General features: G+C 63.3%; 16 protein-coding genes. 8 read left to right on the top strand and 8 right to left on the bottom strand.

Annotated features, from left to right (window positions below):
• The 3 genes from mtaB to ACRTG1_RS18570 form a co-directional block, all read right to left on the bottom strand.
• Complete coding sequence (mtaB, locus tag ACRTG1_RS18580; RefSeq protein ID WP_283799950.1) at positions 1-1,284, bottom strand: tRNA (N(6)-L-threonylcarbamoyladenosine(37)-C(2))-methylthiotransferase MtaB; 1,284 nt, start codon at positions 1,282-1,284, stop codon at positions 1-3.
• Positions 1,285-2,166 carry a diaminopimelate epimerase gene (gene dapF / locus ACRTG1_RS18575; RefSeq protein WP_206548403.1) on the bottom strand — a complete coding sequence of 294 codons (882 nt, stop codon included), beginning with the start codon at positions 2,164-2,166 and terminating at the stop codon, positions 1,285-1,287. It abuts the gene before it with no gap.
• An 89-nt stretch (positions 2,167-2,255) separates the two neighbouring features.
• Entirely contained in the window at positions 2,256-2,417 is a 162-nt protein-coding gene (locus ACRTG1_RS18570; RefSeq protein ID WP_009450858.1) for a DUF1328 family protein, read from the bottom strand.
• A 317-nt stretch (positions 2,418-2,734) separates the two neighbouring features.
• Here ACRTG1_RS18570 and ACRTG1_RS18565 point away from each other — a divergent pair, with 317 nt between their 5' ends.
• The 8 genes from ACRTG1_RS18565 (at position 2,735) to lpdA (ending at position 14,054) form a co-directional block, all read left to right on the top strand.
• Positions 2,735-3,256, top strand: coding sequence for a protease inhibitor Inh/omp19 family protein (locus ACRTG1_RS18565; protein WP_113153277.1), 522 nt, complete (start codon positions 2,735-2,737; stop codon positions 3,254-3,256).
• A gap of 51 nt (positions 3,257-3,307) precedes the next feature.
• Complete coding sequence (gene zapE / locus ACRTG1_RS18560) at positions 3,308-4,513, top strand: cell division protein ZapE (protein ID WP_432516808.1); 1,206 nt, start codon at positions 3,308-3,310, stop codon at positions 4,511-4,513.
• A 357-nt stretch (positions 4,514-4,870) separates the two neighbouring features.
• Entirely contained in the window at positions 4,871-5,836 is a 966-nt protein-coding gene (gene mdh / locus ACRTG1_RS18555) for a malate dehydrogenase (RefSeq protein WP_113153279.1), read from the top strand.
• A gap of 14 nt (positions 5,837-5,850) precedes the next feature.
• The gene (sucC, locus tag ACRTG1_RS18550) at positions 5,851-7,047 is read left to right on the top strand and encodes an ADP-forming succinate--CoA ligase subunit beta (RefSeq protein ID WP_206548406.1); all 1,197 of its coding nucleotides are present in this window, start codon (positions 5,851-5,853) and stop codon (positions 7,045-7,047) included.
• Positions 7,048-7,053: 6 nt separating this feature from the next.
• Complete coding sequence (sucD, locus tag ACRTG1_RS18545) at positions 7,054-7,956, top strand: succinate--CoA ligase subunit alpha (RefSeq protein ID WP_113153281.1); 903 nt, start codon at positions 7,054-7,056, stop codon at positions 7,954-7,956.
• Positions 7,957-8,064: 108 nt separating this feature from the next.
• Positions 8,065-11,052, top strand: coding sequence for a 2-oxoglutarate dehydrogenase E1 component (locus ACRTG1_RS18540; RefSeq protein ID WP_206546112.1), 2,988 nt, complete (start codon positions 8,065-8,067; stop codon positions 11,050-11,052).
• Between the two features lie 21 nt (positions 11,053-11,073).
• On the top strand, positions 11,074-12,609 hold the full coding sequence (gene odhB / locus ACRTG1_RS18535) for a 2-oxoglutarate dehydrogenase complex dihydrolipoyllysine-residue succinyltransferase (RefSeq protein ID WP_113153283.1): 1,536 nt from the start codon (positions 11,074-11,076) through the stop codon (positions 12,607-12,609).
• A 32-nt stretch (positions 12,610-12,641) separates the two neighbouring features.
• Positions 12,642-14,054, top strand: a complete 1,413-nt coding sequence (gene lpdA / locus ACRTG1_RS18530; RefSeq protein ID WP_206548408.1) for a dihydrolipoyl dehydrogenase — start codon at positions 12,642-12,644, stop codon at positions 14,052-14,054.
• A gap of 126 nt (positions 14,055-14,180) precedes the next feature.
• Here lpdA and ACRTG1_RS18525 read toward each other — a convergent pair whose 3' ends face one another.
• The 5 genes from ACRTG1_RS18525 to ACRTG1_RS18505 form a co-directional block, all read right to left on the bottom strand.
• Entirely contained in the window at positions 14,181-14,417 is a 237-nt protein-coding gene (locus ACRTG1_RS18525) for a hypothetical protein (RefSeq protein ID WP_432516807.1), read from the bottom strand.
• Positions 14,418-14,490: 73 nt separating this feature from the next.
• Positions 14,491-15,570 carry a TraB/GumN family protein gene (locus tag ACRTG1_RS18520; protein WP_432516806.1) on the bottom strand — a complete coding sequence of 360 codons (1,080 nt, stop codon included), beginning with the start codon at positions 15,568-15,570 and terminating at the stop codon, positions 14,491-14,493.
• Positions 15,571-15,655: 85 nt separating this feature from the next.
• Complete coding sequence (locus ACRTG1_RS18515; RefSeq protein ID WP_283799942.1) at positions 15,656-16,597, bottom strand: tyrosine recombinase XerC; 942 nt, start codon at positions 16,595-16,597, stop codon at positions 15,656-15,658.
• Positions 16,598-16,830: 233 nt separating this feature from the next.
• Positions 16,831-18,642 (bottom strand): ABC-F family ATP-binding cassette domain-containing protein, encoded by a 1,812-nt coding sequence (locus ACRTG1_RS18510; protein WP_206546108.1) that lies wholly within the window; start codon positions 18,640-18,642, stop codon positions 16,831-16,833.
• A gap of 3 nt (positions 18,643-18,645) precedes the next feature.
• On the bottom strand, positions 18,646-19,293 hold the full coding sequence (locus ACRTG1_RS18505; RefSeq protein WP_432516805.1) for a thiamine diphosphokinase: 648 nt from the start codon (positions 19,291-19,293) through the stop codon (positions 18,646-18,648).
• Positions 19,294-19,307 lie beyond the last annotated feature (14 nt).

Below are 19,307 nucleotides of genomic sequence, written 5' to 3'. Positions count from 1 at the left end.
CTACGCCGCTTCCTGTGTGACAGCGACCGCAGTGAGCCGCTCCCCGTCGTGGCCGGTGATCCGCGCCTCGACAATCTGCCCCGGCTGACCGCCTTCAAGCGCGGCCAGCGTGAAACCCTCTGTGCGGCCAAGCCCTGGCCGCTCGATCAAAATGCGCTGACGGGTGCCGTCAAGCGATGCAAGATGCCGCGCATAGGCGGCGTCGCCCACGGCGCGCAGACGCGCGGCGCGCTCCTTCACCAGCGCGCGGTCGAGCTGCGGCATGCGCGCTGCCGGCGTGCCCTCGCGCGGGCTGAAGGGGAACACGTGGAGATGCGTGAGACCGCATTCCTCGACGATCTTCAGCGAATTCTCAAACATCGCGTCGGTCTCGGTCGGGAAACCGGCGATGATGTCTGCGCCGAACACGGCGTCGGGCCGGAGCGTGCGCACACGCTCGCAAAATGCGATCGCGTCGGCGCGCAGGTGGCGGCGCTTCATGCGCTTCAGGATCATGTCGTCGCCATGCTGAAGCGAAAGGTGGAGATGCGGCATCAGCCGCTCCTCTTCCGCCAGGGCGCGCATCAGCTCGTCATCCGCCTCGATGGAATCGATGGAGGAGAGACGCAGGCGCTCAAGCTCCGGCACTTCACGCAGAAGCGTGGAGACAAGCCGCCCGAGGCGCGGGCTGCCCGGCAGATCGGCCCCGAAACTGGTCAGGTCCACGCCGGTGAGCACCACTTCGCCATAGCCATTGCCGACAAGCTGGCGCACCTGATCGACCACCGCGCCCATGGGCACCGAGCGGGAATTGCCCCGGCCATAGGGAATGATGCAGAAGGTGCAGCGGTGATCGCAGCCATTCTGCACCTGCACGAAGGCGCGGGCGCGGCCCTCGATGGATTCGACCATGTGCGACGCGGTCTCGCGCACTTCCATGATGTCGTTGACGCGAACCTTCTCGAACTGGTTCACGCCGAAATCCGGCAGGGCGCGGTAATTGTGGGCCTTTAGTTTTTCCTCGTTGCCGAGAACGAGATCAACCTCATCCATGGCGTCGAAAGTGCCCGGCTCCGTCTGTGCGGCGCAGCCGGTGACGATGATGCGGGCATCGGGGTTTTCACGCCGCGCCTTGCGGATCGCCTGGCGGGCCTGACGCACCGCCTCGCCGGTTACGGCGCAGGTGTTGATGACGACCGCGCCGCCCGCCAGCTCCTCAAGCCCGGCGTCTTTCGCCTCGCGCTTGATGACCTCGGACTCGTAGGCGTTCAGCCGGCACCCGAATGTCAGAACATCCACCGCCATTCAGGCTGCTCCCTCGGTCTCGCGCTCCCAGGCCCCGGTGGCGGGGTCGAAACGGCCGGAGAATTCCCATTCGGCGGGGCCGGTCATGATGACGTGATCGTCTTCGCGCCACAGAATATCGAGCGGCCCGCCCGGCACGGTGACGGTGACATGGCGACCGGTGCGTCCGGTGCGCGCGGCGGACACGGCGGCAGCGCAGGCGGCCGAGCCGCAGGCGCGCGTGAGCCCTGCGCCCCGCTCCCAGGTGCGCAGCGTCAGCGCGTCATCGGCGGTGACCTGAGCGATGGAGATGTTGGCGCGCTCCGGGAAGATCGGGTGATTTTCAAGAAGCGGGCCGAAACGCGGCAGGTCGTAATCATTGACGTCGCCCTCGACCCAGAAGATCGCATGCGGGTTGCCCATGGAGGCAACGGAGGGCGAATGCAGCACCGGCGCATCGATGGGGCCGACCTGCAGCTCGATCATGCGCGTGTCGCGAAACTCTTCGGCGAGCGGAATGTCCTGCCAGCCGAAGCGCGGCTTGCCCATGTCGACCGAGATCAGGCCGTCCTCATGTTCCTCGGCGTTGAGGATGCCGGCAACGGTCTGGAAGGTGAAGACCTTCTGTCCCGTTTCGGCGGCGAGCGCCTGCACGACACAGCGTGTGCCATTGCCGCAGGCCTGCGCCTGGCTGCCGTCGGAATTGAGAATTTCGATGTAATTGTGCGTGCCGGCGACGCGCGGATCATGGATGGCCATGATCTGGTCGAACCGGGTCGCGGGATCGGCGTTGAGGGCGCGGGCGGCCTCGGGCGAAACCCGGTCCGCGCGCCCGCGCATGTCGGCAACGATGATTGCGTTGCCGAGGCCGTTCATCTTCGCGAATGCTGCCTCAAGCGCCATGGTGGCTCCAAAACCCTGTGTCTCAGGCGCCTATATGGCTGATGACAGGCAAAATTACCAGACAAACGGCCCATCAATCGCACGCGGCGTCAGGCTATGACGACAATGCCCAACACGGCGAGAAGGAAGAGGATCAGCACCACGGCGATCAAGAGTTTTGCGCCGGTCATGGCCGCGCCCGCCAGGCTGTTCATGCCCAGCAGACCCGCGACGGCGGCAACGATCAAGAGAATGAGAATCCATTTCAGCATTTTCGGCCCTCCTTTTGCAGCGCCGGGCGGCCGCTTTTCTTCATGCGACACCCGGCCTTCTGGCATGGTGACCGGCATGCAAAACGCTCCAGCGCCTGTTGAGCTGCATCAACGCGGGAAGGCCGGGCTGGTTCCCGGGGGGTTGAAAGAGGCCCGCGGATACTGTTGCCAATAAGAAACAGTTACAAACAGACATGCTCGAAACCGGTTCTTAACCATGGGTGGGCTGTTATAATCGCCAAACTTTGCCACGATCGGGCATTTAGATGGAACCGGTGTGGATGCTCGTGCATTGGTCGCGCAAACGGAGAAACGGAATGCCGCATAACAAAACCGCAATTCTGGCAGTATCGCTGATGGCGCTGGCGCTTGCCGGCTGTCAGAGCGACCGCTTCTCATCCATGAACAGCCCCGCGCCGCAGCCGCTGCCGTCCGCGCCGTCCGGCGTCGTGACGTCGAACCAGCTGCCGCCGCCCTCCGCCACGCAGACGGACCCGTCGCAGTTCCCCGAAGCGCCACAGCAGACGCAGATGGCCGCGATCGACCCGAACACGGCCGCGGAAGTTTCCACCGGCAGCGTTGCCGGCGTGTGGAGCGTCAATGTGGCCGGCCAGTCCTGCCGCGTGGCCACGCCGCAGACCAAGTTCGGCGCCGGCTACCGCGCCGGCCCGCTGCGCTGCCCCGCACCGATGGACGGTGTGAAATCGTGGAATGTCGAGGGCAAGCAGCTCGCTTTCTACGACGCCAATGGCAGCGTGCTGGCAACGCTCTATTCGTCGGGCGCAGGCCGTTTCGACGGTCAGACCAGCAACGGTCAGCCGATTTCGCTGTCGCGCTAAAGCAAGACCGCCAACACATTTCGGCCGAAAGGCCAAGCTTGAAAGTCTGACATGACATTGCGTGACGGTCTCGTGACCCATCCCTCCGTCACAAAGCGCTACGACCATCTGGTCGAGACCGGTGCGATTGCGCGCGACCCCGCGCAGGAAACCATCGCGGCCGCGCTCGACCAGCTGATCGGCGAAATCAGCGACAAAAGACTGGCGCGCAAATCGAGCGCGCTTGGCTGGCTGTTCGCCAAACGCCGCAAGGTGCAGGAGCCCGTGCGCGGGCTCTATGTCTATGGCGGCGTCGGGCGCGGCAAGACCATGCTCATGGACCTTTTCCATGAACTCGTGCCCGTGGAACACAAGCGACGCGCGCATTTCAACGACTTCATGGCCGATGTGCATGACCGCATCGGCCGGCACCGCGAGGCGCTGAAGGCCGGCGAGACGCAGGAAACGGATCCCATTCTGCCCGTTGCAGCCGCCCTTGCGAAGGAAGCATGGGTTCTGTGCTTCGACGAATTCACGGTGACCGACATTGCCGACGCGATGATCCTGTCGCGGCTTTTCTCGGCGTTGTTCGAGCGCGGCGTGGTGCTGGTCGCGACCTCCAATGTCGCACCTGACAACCTCTATCGCGACGGGCTCAATCGCGGCCTTTTCCTGCCCTTCATCGGCATTCTCAAGGATCACACCCGCGTCCTGGAACTCGACATCGATACCGATTACCGGATGCAGAAGCTGAACCGCATTCCCGTCTACATGACGCCCGACGACGCGGCGGCCCGGGAGCAGATGGATGAAGCCTGGAACACGGTGGTGGACGGGCAGCCCGTCGAGCCGGCGACGCTGACGGTGAAGGGACGCGCGGTGGCGGTGCCGCAGGCTTCCGGATCGGCGGCGCGCTTTGCCTTTGCCGATCTCTGCGAAAAGCCGCTGGGCGCGCGCGACTATCTGGCCATTGCCGGGGCGTTCGACACGGTCTTCATCGACAATGTGCCGACCATGGACATGAAGCGCCGCAACGAGGCGAAGCGCTTCATCCTGCTGATCGACACGCTCTATGACGCCGAAGCGCGGCTCTTTGTCTCTGCCGAAGCCGCGCCGGAGGCTCTATATACGGCAAGCAACGGCACGGAAGCCTTCGAGTTCGACCGCACGGCCTCGCGCCTGATCGAAATGCAGAGCCGGGACTGGCTTGAGCGGACCACCGCGAAAAGCCGTGACCGGACTGACACAGACGACGATCAGGCCGGAAAGAAAGACTGACGACCGGTCAGCGCGAAAAAGCAGCCAGAAGATCGGCCAGAACACCGGAGAGTCTGCAGATATGCACATTAATCGGGCAAAATTTTTACGTTTACGTAACTCCCAAACTGTCTAAACGATTGAAATTTCTGGCCGTGTAAGAACCGGTTGAATTTTCCTGCCAGTATGCTTATTCCAGAGAGGCTTACAGAGCGGGCCACGCCACGAATTTGCCGCGCCTTTGAACAAAGGTCCGTGGCGGGACGTAGGCCCGAATGCATCGGTGTGACACGGCACAGGCAAAACGCGACGCGCGCATTTTCTCTTTAGACAAATCTCACCACCTATCCTTTCGACACAAGGGGGAATTCTATCCACATGGCACGCGACAAGATCGCTCTAATCGGCTCCGGCATGATCGGTGGAACGCTCGCACATCTGGCGGGCTTGAAAGAACTGGGCGACGTTGTCCTGTTCGACATTGCCGAGGGCATTCCCCAGGGCAAGGGACTGGACATCGCCGAGTCGGCTCCGGTCGAAGGCTTTGACGCAAAGATGGTTGGCGCCAACGACTATTCCGCCATTGAAGGCGCGGATGTCTGCATCGTCACCGCCGGCGTCGCCCGCAAGCCGGGCATGAGCCGCGATGACCTTCTGGGCATCAACCTCAAGGTCATGGAGCAGGTTGGCGCGGGCATCAAGAAATACGCCCCCAACGCTTTCGTGATCTGCATCACCAACCCGCTCGACGCCATGGTCTGGGCGCTGCAGAAGTTCTCCGGCCTGCCGAAGAGCCACGTGGTCGGCATGGCCGGCGTGCTGGACTCGGCCCGTTTCCGCCACTTCCTGTCGGAAGAGTTCAAGGTCTCCGTCGAAGACGTGACGGCCTTCGTGCTGGGCGGCCACGGCGATTCGATGGTTCCGCTGACGCGCTACTCCACCGTTGCCGGCATCCCGATCCCGGATCTGGTGAAGATGGGCTGGACCTCCAACGAAAAGATTGACCAGATCGTACAGCGCACCCGTGACGGCGGCGCAGAGATCGTCGGCCTGCTGAAGACCGGCTCCGCCTATTACGCTCCGGCTTCCTCGGCAATTCTCATGGCCGAGAGCTACCTGAAGGACAAGAAGCGCGTCCTGCCCTGCGCAGCGCATCTTGCCGGCCAGTATGGCGTCAAGGACATGTATGTCGGTGTTCCGACGGTGATCGGCGCCGGCGGCGTCGAGCGCGTCATCGAGATCGACCTGAACAAGAACGAGCAGAAGATGTTCGACCAGTCCGTCGAGGCCGTCGCCGGTCTTTGCGAGGCCTGCGCCAACATCGCGCCCAACCTGAAAAAGTAGGAGTAGGCCGCGCCATGAACATTCACGAGTATCAAGCCAAGCAGCTTCTGAAGAGCTATGGCGCACCGGTGGCCGATGGCGTGCCGGTGTTCGAGAAGGGCGAAGCCGAGGCTGCTGCAAAGCAGCTTCCCGGTCCGCTCTATGTGGTGAAGAGCCAGATCCACGCCGGTGGACGCGGCAAGGGCAAGTTCACCGAACTCGGCGCTGACGCAAAGGGCGGCGTGCGCCTGGCGAAGAGCGTCGAGGAAGTTGTCGCTCACACCAATGAGATGCTGGGCAACACGCTCGTCACCAAGCAGACCGGCCCGGCCGGCAAGCAGGTGAACCGCCTCTACATCGAGGACGGTGCGGACATCGACCGCGAGCTCTACCTCTCGATCCTCATCGACCGCACGGTCGGCCGTCCGGCTTTCGTCGTTTCGACGGAAGGCGGCATGGACATCGAGGCCGTTGCAGAAGAGACGCCGGAGAAGATCCTCACGCTCCCCATCGACCCGGATACGGGCGTGACGGCTGACGACGTGAAGAAGCTCAACGAGGCGCTGAAGCTCGAGGGCGACGCGGCGAAGGACGGCGAGACGCTGTTCCCGATCCTCTACAAGGCCTTCACCGAGAAGGACATGAGCCTTCTGGAAGTGAACCCGCTGATCGTCATGGACAATGGCCGTCTGCGCGTTCTCGACGCCAAGGTCTCCTTCGACGGCAACGCGCTGTTCCGTCACGAGGACGTGGTTGCCCTGCGCGACACGACCGAGGAAGACGCGAAGGAAATCGAGGCTTCCAAATACGACCTCGCCTATGTGGCGCTGGACGGCAATATCGGCTGCATGGTCAACGGCGCCGGTCTTGCGATGGCCACGATGGACATCATCAAGCTCTACGGAGCCGAGCCTGCCAACTTCCTCGACGTTGGTGGCGGCGCCACCAAGGAGAAGGTGACGGCAGCGTTCAAGATCATCACCGCCGATCCGGCAGTGGAAGGCATTCTGGTCAACATCTTCGGCGGCATCATGCGCTGCGACGTCATCGCTGAAGGCGTTGTCGCTGCCGTCAAGGAAGTGGGCCTGAAGGTTCCGCTGGTGGTTCGCCTCGAAGGCACCAATGTCGATCTTGGCAAGAAGATCATCAACGAAAGCGGTCTCAACGTGATCGCCGCCGATGATCTCGACGACGCCGCCAAGAAGATCGTTGCAGCCGTTAAGGGAAGCTGAGCCAAGATGTCCATTCTCGTCAACAAAGACACCAAGGTCCTGGTGCAGGGCCTGACCGGCAAGACCGGCACCTTCCACACCGAACAGGCGCTCGCCTATCACGGCACGCAGATGGTCGGCGGCATTCACCCCAAGAAGGGCGGCTCCACCTGGACCGGCCAGGGCGGTGAAGAGCTCCCGATCTTCGCATCCGTTGCCGAAGGCAAGGACAAGACCGGCGCAAACGCGTCCGTGATCTACGTTCCGCCGGCAGGCGCAGGCGCGGCCATCATCGAGGCCATCGAGGCGGAAATCCCGCTCATCGTCTGCATCACGGAAGGCATTCCGGTGATGGACATGGTCCATGTGAAGGCGAAGCTCGAGAAGTCCAACTCGCGCCTGATTGGCCCGAACTGCCCCGGCGTCCTGACGCCGAACGAGTGCAAGATCGGCATCATGCCGGGCAACATCTTCCAGAAGGGTTCCGTTGGCGTCGTGTCACGCTCGGGCACGCTCACCTATGAGGCCGTGTTCCAGACGACCAATGCCGGCCTCGGCCAGACGACGGCCGTTGGCATCGGCGGCGACCCGGTGAAGGGCACCGAGTTCATCGACGTGCTGGAGATGTTCCTTGCCGACGACGCGACCGAATCCATCATCATGATCGGTGAGATCGGCGGTTCGGCAGAAGAAGAAGCAGCCCAGTTCCTGCGCGACGAGGCCAAGAAGGGCCGCAAGAAGCCGATGGCCGGCTTCATCGCGGGCCGTACGGCTCCTCCCGGACGCACCATGGGCCACGCAGGCGCCGTGATTTCCGGCGGCAAGGGTGGCGCAGAAGACAAGATTGCAGCGATGGAAGCTGCTGGCATCAAGGTATCGCCCTCCCCGGCGCGCCTTGGCCAGACGCTCGTCGAAGCGATCAAGGGTTGAGGACGATCAATCCCGGCTTGCCACACAAGTGGCAGCCGGGAACAATGTGACTGTCCGGCTTTTATTGCCGGCGACCAAGGAGCCGGAACCGTCGTTCCGGGAAGTGATATGGCACGGCAAGATCAGGCCAACGACCAAATGTCGCTCACCTCGTTCCTGTATGGCGGCAATGCCGCCTACATCGAGGAGCTTTACGCCAGCTATCAGGACAATCCAGCCTCGGTCAGCGAGGACTGGCGGGACTTCTTCGGCGCGCTCAAGGACGACGCAGCCGATGTGAAGAAGAACGCCGCCGGCGCGTCCTGGAAGAAGAAGGGCTGGCCGCAGGCCGCCAATGGCGAACTCGTCTCGGCGCTTGATGGCGACTGGGGCGCGGTCGAAAAACACTTCGACGGCAAAATCAAGGACAAGGCTGCGAAGGCCGGGGCCAAGCTCTCTCCCGAAGAGACGCTGCAGGCGACCCGCGATTCCGTGCGCGCCATCATGATGATCCGCGCCTATCGCATGCGCGGCCATCTGCATGCCGATCTCGACCCGCTTGGCATTGCCAAGCCGCTGGAAGATTACAACGAGCTGTCGCCCGAGGCCTATGGCTTCACCGAGGCAGACTACGACCGTCCGATCTTTATAGACCATGTGCTTGGTCTGGAGACGGCGACCATCCGCGAGATGCTCGACATCCTCAAGCGGACCTATTGCTCGACGCTGGGCGTCGAGTTCATGCACATCTCCAACCCCGCCGAAAAGGCCTGGATTCAGGAGCGCATAGAGGGTCCGGACAAGGGCGTCGAATTCACCGCCAACGGCAAGAAGGCGATCCTGCAGAAGCTGATCGAGGCCGAAGGCTTCGAGCAGTTCATCGACGTCAAGTACAAGGGCACCAAGCGCTTTGGCCTCGACGGCGGTGAAGCGCTGATCCCTGCGCTCGAGCAGATCATCAAGCGCGGCGGCCAGATGGGCCTGAAGGAAATCGTTCTCGGCATGGCCCACCGTGGCCGCCTGAACGTGCTCGCACAGGTCATGGAAAAGCCGCACCGCGCCATCTTCCACGAGTTCAAGGGCGGCTCCTTCGCACCTGACGACGTGGAAGGTTCGGGCGATGTGAAGTACCATCTCGGCGCTTCCTCCGACCGTGCGTTCGACGGCAACAATGTTCACCTGTCGCTGACCGCCAACCCGTCTCACCTGGAAATCGTGAACCCGGTGGTGATGGGCAAGGCCCGCGCCAAGCAGGATCAGGTGTTTGGCCGCAAGCGCGAAGAGATCGTGCCGCCGGAAGAGCGCGCGCGCGTCATGCCGCTGCTCCTGCACGGCGACGCCGCCTTTGCCGGCCAGGGCGTGGTGGCGGAGTGTTTCGGTCTTTCGGGCCTTCGCGGACACCGCGTTGCCGGCACCGTGCACTTCATCATCAACAACCAGATCGGCTTCACGACCAATCCGCGCTTCTCGCGCTCCTCGCCCTATCCTTCGGATGTGGCGAAGATGATCGAAGCGCCGATCTTCCACGTGAACGGCGACGACCCGGAAGCGGTGGTCTATGCGGCAAAGGTTGCGACCGAATTCCGCATGACCTTCCACAAGCCGGTGGTCATCGACATGTTCTGCTACCGCCGCTACGGCCACAATGAGGGCGACGAGCCGGCGTTCACGCAGCCGCTGATGTACAGCAACATCCGCAAGCACCCCACGACCAGCGAAATCTACGCGAAGAAGATGCTGGCCGAAGGCCTCGTTACCGAAGCCGACATCGAAGAGATGCGTGCTGGATGGCGCTCGAACCTGGAGACGGAGTTCGATGCGGGCCAGGCCTACAAGCCGAACAAGGCCGACTGGCTGGACGGCGTGTGGTCGGGTCTGAAGAAGGCCGACCATGCGGACGAGCAGCGCCGGGGCAAGACCGCCGTGCCGGTGAAGACGCTGAAGGAGATCGGCAAGAAGCTGACCGAAGTGCCGGAGGACTTTGAAGCCCACCGCACGATCCAGCGCTTCATGAAGAACCGCAAGGGCATGATCGACGAGGGCGCGGGCATCGACTGGGCGACGGCCGAGGCGCTTGCCTTCGGCTCGATCCTGCTCGAAGGCAACCCGGTTCGCCTTTCCGGTCAGGACTCCGAGCGCGGCACCTTCTCGCAGCGCCACTCGGTGCTTTACGACCAGCGCGACGAGAACCGCTACATCCCGCTCAACAATATGGGACCGCAGCAGGCCTATTACGAAGTCATCAACTCGATGCTTTCGGAAGAAGCCGTGCTCGGCTTCGAATATGGCTTCTCGCTTGCAGAACCGCGGGCGCTGACGCTGTGGGAAGCCCAGTTCGGCGACTTCGCCAACGGCGCACAGGTGGTGTTCGACCAGTTCATCTCGTCTGGTGAGCGCAAGTGGCTGCGCATGTCGGGTCTCGTGTGCCTGCTGCCGCACGGCTATGAGGGCCAGGGTCCGGAGCACTCCTCCGCCCGCCTCGAACGCTGGCTGCAGATGTGCGCCGAGGACAACATGCAGGTCGCATACTGCTCGACGCCGGCGAACTACTTCCACATCCTGCGCCGTCAGCTGAAGCGCGACTTCCGCAAGCCGCTGATCCTGATGACGCCGAAGTCGCTGCTGCGCCACAAGCGCTGCGTCTCGACGCTGGCCGAACTCTCCGGCGAGAGCGCGTTCCACCGTCTGCTGTGGGACGATGCGGAGCATCAGGATGCGAACAGCGTCAAGCTGGTGAAGGATTCGAAGATCCGCCGCGTCGTGCTGTGCACGGGCAAGGTCTATTACGACCTCTATGAAGAGCGCGAGAAGCGCGGGCTGGACGATGTCTACCTGCTGCGCGTCGAGCAGCTCTACCCGTTCCCGGCCAAGGCTCTGATCAACGAGCTTTCGCGCTTCAAGAACGCGGAAATGGTGTGGTGTCAGGAAGAGCCCAAGAACATGGGCGCCTGGTCCTTCATCGAGCCCTATCTTGAGTGGGTTCTGCAGCACATCGAGGCAAAGAACACCCGCGTTCGCTACACGGGCCGTCCGGCCGCCGCATCGCCGGCGACGGGCCTCATGTCGAAACACCTGGCGCAGCTCGAGGCATTCCTCGAAGATGCGCTTGGCGAATAGCAAGCGACGGAGAAAAACCACATGGCGACCGAGATTCGGGTTCCCACTCTGGGCGAGTCCGTAACCGAGGCAACCATCGCCCGCTGGATGAAATCGGTGGGCGACACCATCGCCACCGACGAAGCGATCGTCGAACTGGAAACCGACAAGGTTTCCATCGAGGTGCCGGCTCCCGCAGCCGGCACGCTTGACGAGATCGTGGTCAAGGAAGGCGAAACCGTCGAAGTCGGCGCGCTGCTCGGCATGATTGCCGCAGGCGGTAGCGCCAGCAAAGCAAAAGCAGAAACCAAACAGTCCGGCGAAGCTTCGTCCGGCAGCTCTGAAAATCAGGAGGCAACCATGGCCGGCGGAAAAATCGTCGAGGTGAATGTTCCATCGGCGGGCGAGTCCGTCACCGAGGCCGAGGTCGGCGAGATCTTCAAGAAGGTCGGCGACGCGGTGAAGACCGACGAAGCGCTTCTCGAGCTCGAGACCGACAAGGCAGCACAGGAAGTGATGTCTCCGGTCGACGGCGTGATCACCGAAATGGTGGTTACCACGGGTGATGAAGTTGCAGTCGGCGCACTGCTGCTGCGCATCGAGCAGGGCGCAACCGCTTCTGCCGCAGCTCCCAAGGCCGACAAGCCGGCCGAGGCAGCACCTGCTGCGAAGAAGGACGAAGACGGCGGCCGCCCGGCTGCGCCTTCGGCCCAGAAGATGATGACCGAAAAGGGCATCAAGGCTTCCGACGTTGCCGGCTCCGGCAAGGGTGGCCAGGTGCTCAAGGGCGACGTGATCGCCGCCATTGAAGGCGGATCGTCCAGCGCCCGCACCGAAGCGCCCAAGGCAGCCCGCCCGGCCTCCCCGGCCGAGGACGAGGTTCGCGAAGAGCGCGTGAAGATGACGCGTCTGCGCCAGACCATTGCGCGCCGCCTGAAGGACGCGCAGGACTCAGCCGCCATGCTGACCACCTTCAACGAGGTGGACATGACGGCCGTGATGGAGCTGCGCAAGAAGTACAAGGAGCTCTTCGAGAAGAAGCACGGCGTCAAGCTTGGCTTCATGGGCTTCTTCACCAAGGCGGTGACCCATGCGCTGAAGGAAATCCCGGCCGTTAACGCCGAGATCGACGGCACGGACATCATCTACAAGAACTTCTGCCATATCGGCGTTGCCGTCGGCACCGACCGCGGCCTCGTCGTGCCGGTGGTGCGCGATGCCGACCAGATGTCGATTGCCGAGGTGGAGAAGGAAATCGGTCGTCTGGGTCTCGCTGCCCGCGACGGCAAGCTTTCCATGGCCGACATGCAGGGCGGCACCTTCACCATCTCCAATGGCGGTGTGTACGGCTCGCTGATGTCGACCCCGATCCTGAACGCCCCGCAGTCGGGCATTCTGGGCATGCACAAGATCCAGGAGCGGCCGATGGTGGTCGGCGGCCAGATCGTCGTCCGCCCGATGATGTATCTCGCCCTCTCCTACGATCACCGCATCGTGGACGGCAAGGAAGCCGTGACCTTCCTCGTGCGCATCAAGGACGTGCTTGAGGATCCCGAGCGTCTGGTTCTCGACCTCTAGGCGATCACCGAGCAGAAAAAGGCAAAAGACCCATGTCCAACACCTATGATCTCGTCGTGATCGGCACCGGCCCCGGCGGCTATGTCTGCGCCATCAAGGCGGCGCAGCTTGGCCTCAAGACGGCCGTGGTCGAGAAGCTGCCCACCCATGGCGGCACCTGCGTCAATGTGGGCTGCATCCCTTCCAAGGCGCTGCTGCACGCCACGGAGATGTTCGAGGAGGCGGGACATGGTCTTGCCGATCTCGGCGTCGAGGTGAGCAAGCCGAAGCTCAATCTCAAGAAGATGATGGAGCACCGCGTCAAGACAGTCGAGCAGAACACCAAGGGTCTCGACTTCCTGATGAAGAAGAACAAGATCGACATCTATCGCGGCTTCGGAAGCATTGCCGGCAAAGGCAAGGTGACCGTGAAGGCCGATGACGGCAAGGAAGAGACCGTGGAGGCGAAGAACATCGTCATCGCCACGGGCTCAGCCGTGGCCGGCATTCCGGGCGTCGACGTGACGTTCGACGAGAAGGTGATCGTCTCCTCCACCGGTGCGCTGGAACTCTCCAAGGTGCCGGAGCGCATGATCGTTGTCGGCGGCGGCGTGATCGGTCTCGAGCTTGGCTCCGTCTGGGCGCGTCTGGGCGCCAAGGTGACGGTGGTCGAGTATCTCGACACGATCCTCGGCGGCATGGACGGCGAAGTGGCCAAACAGTTCCAGCGCATGCTGGGCAAGCAGGGCTTCGAGTTCAAGCTCGGCGCGAAGGTCACGGATGTGGCCAAGGCCGGCAAGGGCGCGAAGGTGACCTTCGAGCCGGCAAAGGGCGGCGACGCCGAAACGCTGGAAGCCGACGTCGTTCTGGTGGCGACGGGCCGCAAGCCCTACACCGATGGTCTCGGCCTCGACACGGTTGGCGTCGAGCTTGATGAGCGCGGCCGCGTGAAGACCGACGGTCACTTCCGCACCAATGTCGAGGGCGTCTACGCCATCGGCGACGTGATTGCCGGGCCGATGCTTGCGCACAAGGCCGAGGATGAAGGCGTTGCCGTGGCCGAGATCCTTGCGGGTCAGGCCGGACACGTGAACTATGACGTGATCCCCGGCGTGGTCTACACGAGCCCGGAAGTCGCTTCCGTCGGCAAGACCGAGGAAGAGCTGAAGAAGGCTGGCGTGGACTACAACGCCGGCAAATTCCCCTTCTCGGCCAATGGACGCGCGCGCTCCATGCTGAAGACGGACGGCTTCGTGAAGGTGCTTGCCGACAAGAAGACGGACCGTGTTCTGGGTGTTCACATCGTCGGCTTTGGTGCTGGCGAAATGATCCACGAGGCTGCTGTTCTCATGGAGTTCGGTGGTTCCTCGGAAGACCTGGCGCGCACCTGCCACGCCCACCCGACCATGTCGGAAACGGTCAAGGAAGCGGCTCTCGCGACCTTCGCCAAGCCGATCCACATGTGATCCGATCCCGCGCATTTGCGTGAGACAAAGGCCCCGTGGCGCAAGCTGCGGGGCTTTTTCGTTTCAGGTCGGGTTTACGAGTTTTGATGTGTGCCGTGTCAGGCATCTCGCCGGACAGAAAGCCCCTTAGCCGCCATCGCCCAAGGGCACGACACCCGCATCGTCGGCAGTCGGAGCGTCTTCCCCGCCGAAAAAGCCGGTGCCGGAAAACGCCATGATGACGAGGATGATGATCGCGGCGCCCACTGCACCGAGCACGAAGCCGCGCGTTCCTTCCGATCTCACCGCCCCGGCCGACCCGGCGGAATGACGCACGGGTTTTTCATTATCCCCGGTTTTTTCATTATCATTGTCGTCGCGCATGATCGCACTCCAGATGGCGCTCCCCAGCGCTGGCCAGACGATAACATGCAATTAGTTAGCCGGAACCCTGGAATTACAGAACGGGTTCGACCGCATAGCCCTCGGCGCGGAGCAATTCGATGAGACCTTCCTCACCGGGCAGATGCAGTGCGCCAACGGCGATGAACGCCCTGCCCCGGTCGAGGATCGGCGCGGCGCGCTCGGCCATGGTTCCATTGCGCACCTTGATCATCGCCTCATCGAACGCGGCATAGTCGTCGCCGGCGCTTTCCTCTTGAGGAATGGCGACGCGGATGAGCGGCCAGAACATACCCGTCTCACCCTGCGCATAGAGCGCGACCATGGTCTCCATCACGTCATCAAGGCCATCGCCGAGCGCCAGCGTTTCCACCAGACCGCGCATATGCAGGTCGAGCGGCAGCGAAGCCATGGCGTCGAGCTGTTCGACAGCGGATTCGAGACCAAGCACTTCCTTGCCGGAGGCTTCCGCATCGGCGGCAAGCTTGATGTCGAGGATAGGCATGCCCGCTTCCTTGCGCTCAAGCTCACAGCCCGGCAGGGCGACCAGCGAAATCAGCATCCAGGGTTTCATCTTCTGGACGCTGGAAAAGGGCACGCCGCGCTCGGCCAGCGCCTGTGAAACCGCTTTGCGGTCTTCCTCGCTCAGATGATCGGCCAACGTTTCGTCGCCGGTGAACATCATCAGTTCAGGCCGCTTGAACATGGCGGCCGCCATTTTGGACTGGTCGAGAATGTCGGTCGTCTCGATCACGACACGCTCGGAGGCATCGAAAGCCGCCTGCGCGTCTTCCGTCAGCGTCACGACACGCGGATCGCTCATATGCATGGTGCCGAAAAGATAAGAGGGCTCCACGCCCTCCTTTTCGACCCGCCACAGAAGGCCACTGCCATTGGGCGTTTCGGCTGCCTGCCGCCGCACCTCTTCGAGCGCTGCGGGATCGTCCGTTGCGAGTTCGGTCAGAAGGTTCTTGCCCGCGCAGACAATCTCTCTGGACTTCGCCGGGGTGGCGGTGACGAGGCCGACGACAAGCGCGAGAAGGAGAAGCAACGGAAAGGCAGTCGCCAGCTGGAAGAGGCGATCTGCGAACCGTTCGGCCATGGGAATGGCGGTGGCTTTGACGTGCGTTTTCATGCGGCCACGCTAGACGCAAATCACGGCCAAAGCGTTAATCGAACCGCGCGGTTTCGTGGGAACCCAGTGGTTGCGGGGGAATGTTTCAGGCGCGCGGGTGGGCCGCATCGTAGATTTCCAGAAGCCGCGCCGTGTCCACACCGGTATAGACCTGCGTGGTGGAGAGGCTGGCGTGACCGAGCAGTTCCTGTATTGCGCGCAGATCGCCGCCACGCCCCAGAAGATGGGTGGCGAAGGAATGCCGCAGTGCGTGGGGTGTGGCCGTCTCCGGCAGGTTGAGCGCCGAGCGCATGCGCTTCATCTCGCGCTGAATGATGGCCGGTTGCAACGCGCCGCCGCGCGCGCCGCGAAAGAGCGGCTTGTCGGCCTCACCATGCCAGGGGCAGAGACGCTGGTATTCGGCGACCGCCTCGACCGTGACGGGCAGGACGGGCACGAGCCGCGTCTTGCCGCCCTTGCCGGTGATGCGCAGCGCACCCTGGCGCATGTCGGCAACCTGACTGCACAGAAGCCCCAGCGCCTCGGAAATGCGCAGCCCCGCGCCGTAAAGCAGCGTGAAGACGGCTGCATTGCGCGCGGCGATCCACGGCTCTTCGGCCAGTTGCCCGGCGCCGGAAGCGACCTTGCGGGCATCGACCGCCGTCAGTGGCTTGGGCAATGCACGGGGTGCGCGCGGCGCTTTGAGTGCTGCTGCGGCGGCCGCATTCACAAGCCCGCGGCGCTCAAGGTAGCGCAGGAAGGAGCGGACCCCGGCAAGGCCGCGACCGAGCGTGCGCGCGCCGGCTCCATTGCCACGCCGAAAGGCGAGGAAGGCGCGCAGATCCGCCGGGCGCAGTTCGGCAATATCGGAGAGGCCCGGCGCATCGCCGCAATGGCCGGTCAGGAATTGCAGAAACTGCCGCGTATCGCGCTCATAGGCATCGACGGTGAGCGCGGAGAGACGCCGCTCACCGGCAAGCGTGGCAAGCCATGCGGTGCGGGCCTTTTGAAGGTCGGGCTTTGCGGAAACGAGAAATTCCTGGTTCATGGGAAGCATTGTGAACCAGTCTGGTTAGCAGCCGGTGAAGGCGTGCGGGATGACAGCTTCCTTCTCCCCGCATGCGGGGAGAAGGTCCCGGCAGGGGGATGAGGGGCTGACGCTGCGCTTGACAAGCTCGCAGGGTGTTGGGTTCGGAAAGGTTGGCGCTCGCCCCTCATCCTCACCTTCTCCCCGCATGCGGGGAGAAGGGGGCCTTGAAGTTGGTGCTTCAGCAAAAACCGCTAAGCGCCTTCGATTTCCTCGCGCAGCATTTCGAGTTCCAGCCACTCTTCTTCCATCTTCTCGCTGCTGGCGCGCGCGTCGTCCAGCTCCTTGGAAAAGCGCTGAAAGGCGGCGGCATCGCGCGTGTAGAGGTTGGGATCGGCGAGCTTTTTCTCCAGAGCCGCAATTTCGTCAGCCAGCTCATCGAGCTTCTTCGGCAGGGTCTCCAGTGCGAATTTCTGCTTGTAGGAGAGCTTCTTCGAAGCTGCCCTGGGCGCACCTGCATTGCCGGCTGACCTGGTCTTCTGCTGCTCTGCCGTGCGCGCCTTGCGCCGCTCCAGCTCCTCGCCCTTGCGCTGCGCCATCATGTCGGCATAGCCGCCGGCATATTCGATCCAGCGGCCATCGCCGGCCGGCGCGATGGTGCTCGTGACCGTGCGGTCGAGGAAGTCGCGGTCATGGCTGACGAGCAGCACGGTGCCGGGGAAGCCCTCGACAAGCTCCTGCAGGAGATCGAGCGTTTCCATGTCGAGATCGTTGGTCGGCTCATCGAGCACGAGAAGATTGGCCGGGCGGGCCAGAAGGCGGGCGAGCACAAGCCGCGCGCGCTCGCCACCGGAAAGCTCGCGGATCGGCGTGCGGGCCTGCTCGGGCTTGAACAGGAAGTCCTTCATGTAGGAGACGACATGCCGCTCCTGCCCGTTGACCACGACGCTGTCGCCACGGCCATCGGTGAGGAAATGAGACAGGGTCTCCAGCGGGTCCAGTGCACGTTTCTGGTCCAGAATTGCGATTTCCAGATTTGCGCCCAGCCGCAGCGAGCCTTCGTCCGGCTCGAGCTTGCCGGTCAGAAGATTGATCAGCGTCGTCTTGCCGGCTCCATTGGGGCCGACAAGGCCAACACGGTCGCCGCGCAGGATGCGCGTGGAGAAATCCTTCACCACCTGAAGCCCGTCATAGGACTTGGCGAGGCCCTTTGCCTCGATGACCAGCTTGCCGGATTCGGCGGCGTCGCTGGCCGTCATGGTGGCCACGCCTTCCGCACCGCGATGGCTGCGGTGCTTTTCGCGCAGCGCATGCAGCTCGCCCAGACGGCGCACATTGCGCTTGCGGCGCGCGGTGACGCCATAGCGCAGCCAGTGCTCCTCGCGCTCGATCTTGCGGGCAAGCTTGTGCTGGTCGCGCTCTTCCTCTTCGAGCACCTGATCGCGCCAGTCCTCGAAATGGGCAAAGCCCTTGTCGAGCCTGCGCGTCACGCCACGGTCGAGCCAGACGGTTGCGCGGCTCACGCGTTCGAGAAAACGACGGTCATGCGAGATGGTGACAAGGGCTGAAGACGTGCGCTGCAGCTCTTCTTCCAGCCATTCGATGGTGGCGAGGTCGAGATGGTTGGTCGGCTCGTCCAGCAACAGCAGATCAGGCTCGGGCGCAAGCACCCGGGCGAGCGCGGCACGGCGCGCCTCGCCGCCCGACAGCGTTGCCGGGTCTTCATCGCCGGACAGGCCCAGCCGGTCGATGACCAGCGCCACGCGGTTGATGTCGTCCGCCGGGCCGAGACCGGCCTCCACATAGGCGCGCACGGTCGAAAAACCCTGCCAGTCGGGCGACTGGGGCAGATAGCGCACGGTCGCCGTCGGCTGGCGGAACACCTCGCCATCCTGCGGCTCCACGAGGCCGGCGGCGATCTTCAGAAGTGTCGACTTGCCGGAGCCGTTGCGCCCGACCAGCGCCAGCCGCTCGCCGGGGCCGACCATCAGCGATGCGCCATCGAGCAGCGGCGTGCCGCCGAAGGTCAGGCGAATGCCATCAAGCTTTAAGAGAGGCGGCGCCATGGATCAGTGTTCTCCGTCGTTGGAAAGATGGGCGACCAGAAGCGCCCTGCCCTCTTTGAGGGTAACCGCGAGTTCGCCATCGACCACATTGGAAAGGGTCAGCGACGAGCCGAAAGGAACCTCGACCGCATCGAGCGGCCATTTGGCCCCTTCCACGGTGAGGCCGGAAAGGGCCGAAAAGCCGAGGATCGAAAACAGCGTTTTCTGCGGATAGTCGAAGCGATGGCGTTTGCCGGGCAGCAGCGGCACGCCTTCCTGCACGCCGCTTGTCAGCCGCGTCTTAATGCCCTGTTCTGAAAGCTGAAGCGCCTGCGCGAGATGCAGGAACATGTGGTCGGGCCGCGCGCCGCCGAAAGCACCCACGAGAACGAGGCTCGTCGCGCCCGCTTCCAGCGCTGCGGCGATGGCGAGTTCCCCGTCCGTCTTGTCCTTGTCGGCGGAAAAGGCGCGGCGCGGCACCCGGGCATAGGCCTCGGCCATGCCGTCCGGCTCGGAATCGAAATCGCCGACCCACAGCTCCGGCATAACGCCCAGAAGCGCTGCGTGGCGCATGCCTGAATCAGCCGCGATGATGCGGCTGTCGGCGATTTCGGCATCGAGTGCCGGCGTGCGTGTGAGATCTCCGCCCAGGAGAAGGGTAAACAGGCTCATGGTCGAGGCCCATA

It is taken from the genome of Nitratireductor sp. PBL-C9, from assembly GCF_050877045.1.
GTDB lineage: Bacteria > Pseudomonadota > Alphaproteobacteria > Rhizobiales > Rhizobiaceae > Nitratireductor > Nitratireductor aquimarinus.
This window is presented reverse-complemented; position numbering and strand designations above follow the sequence as displayed.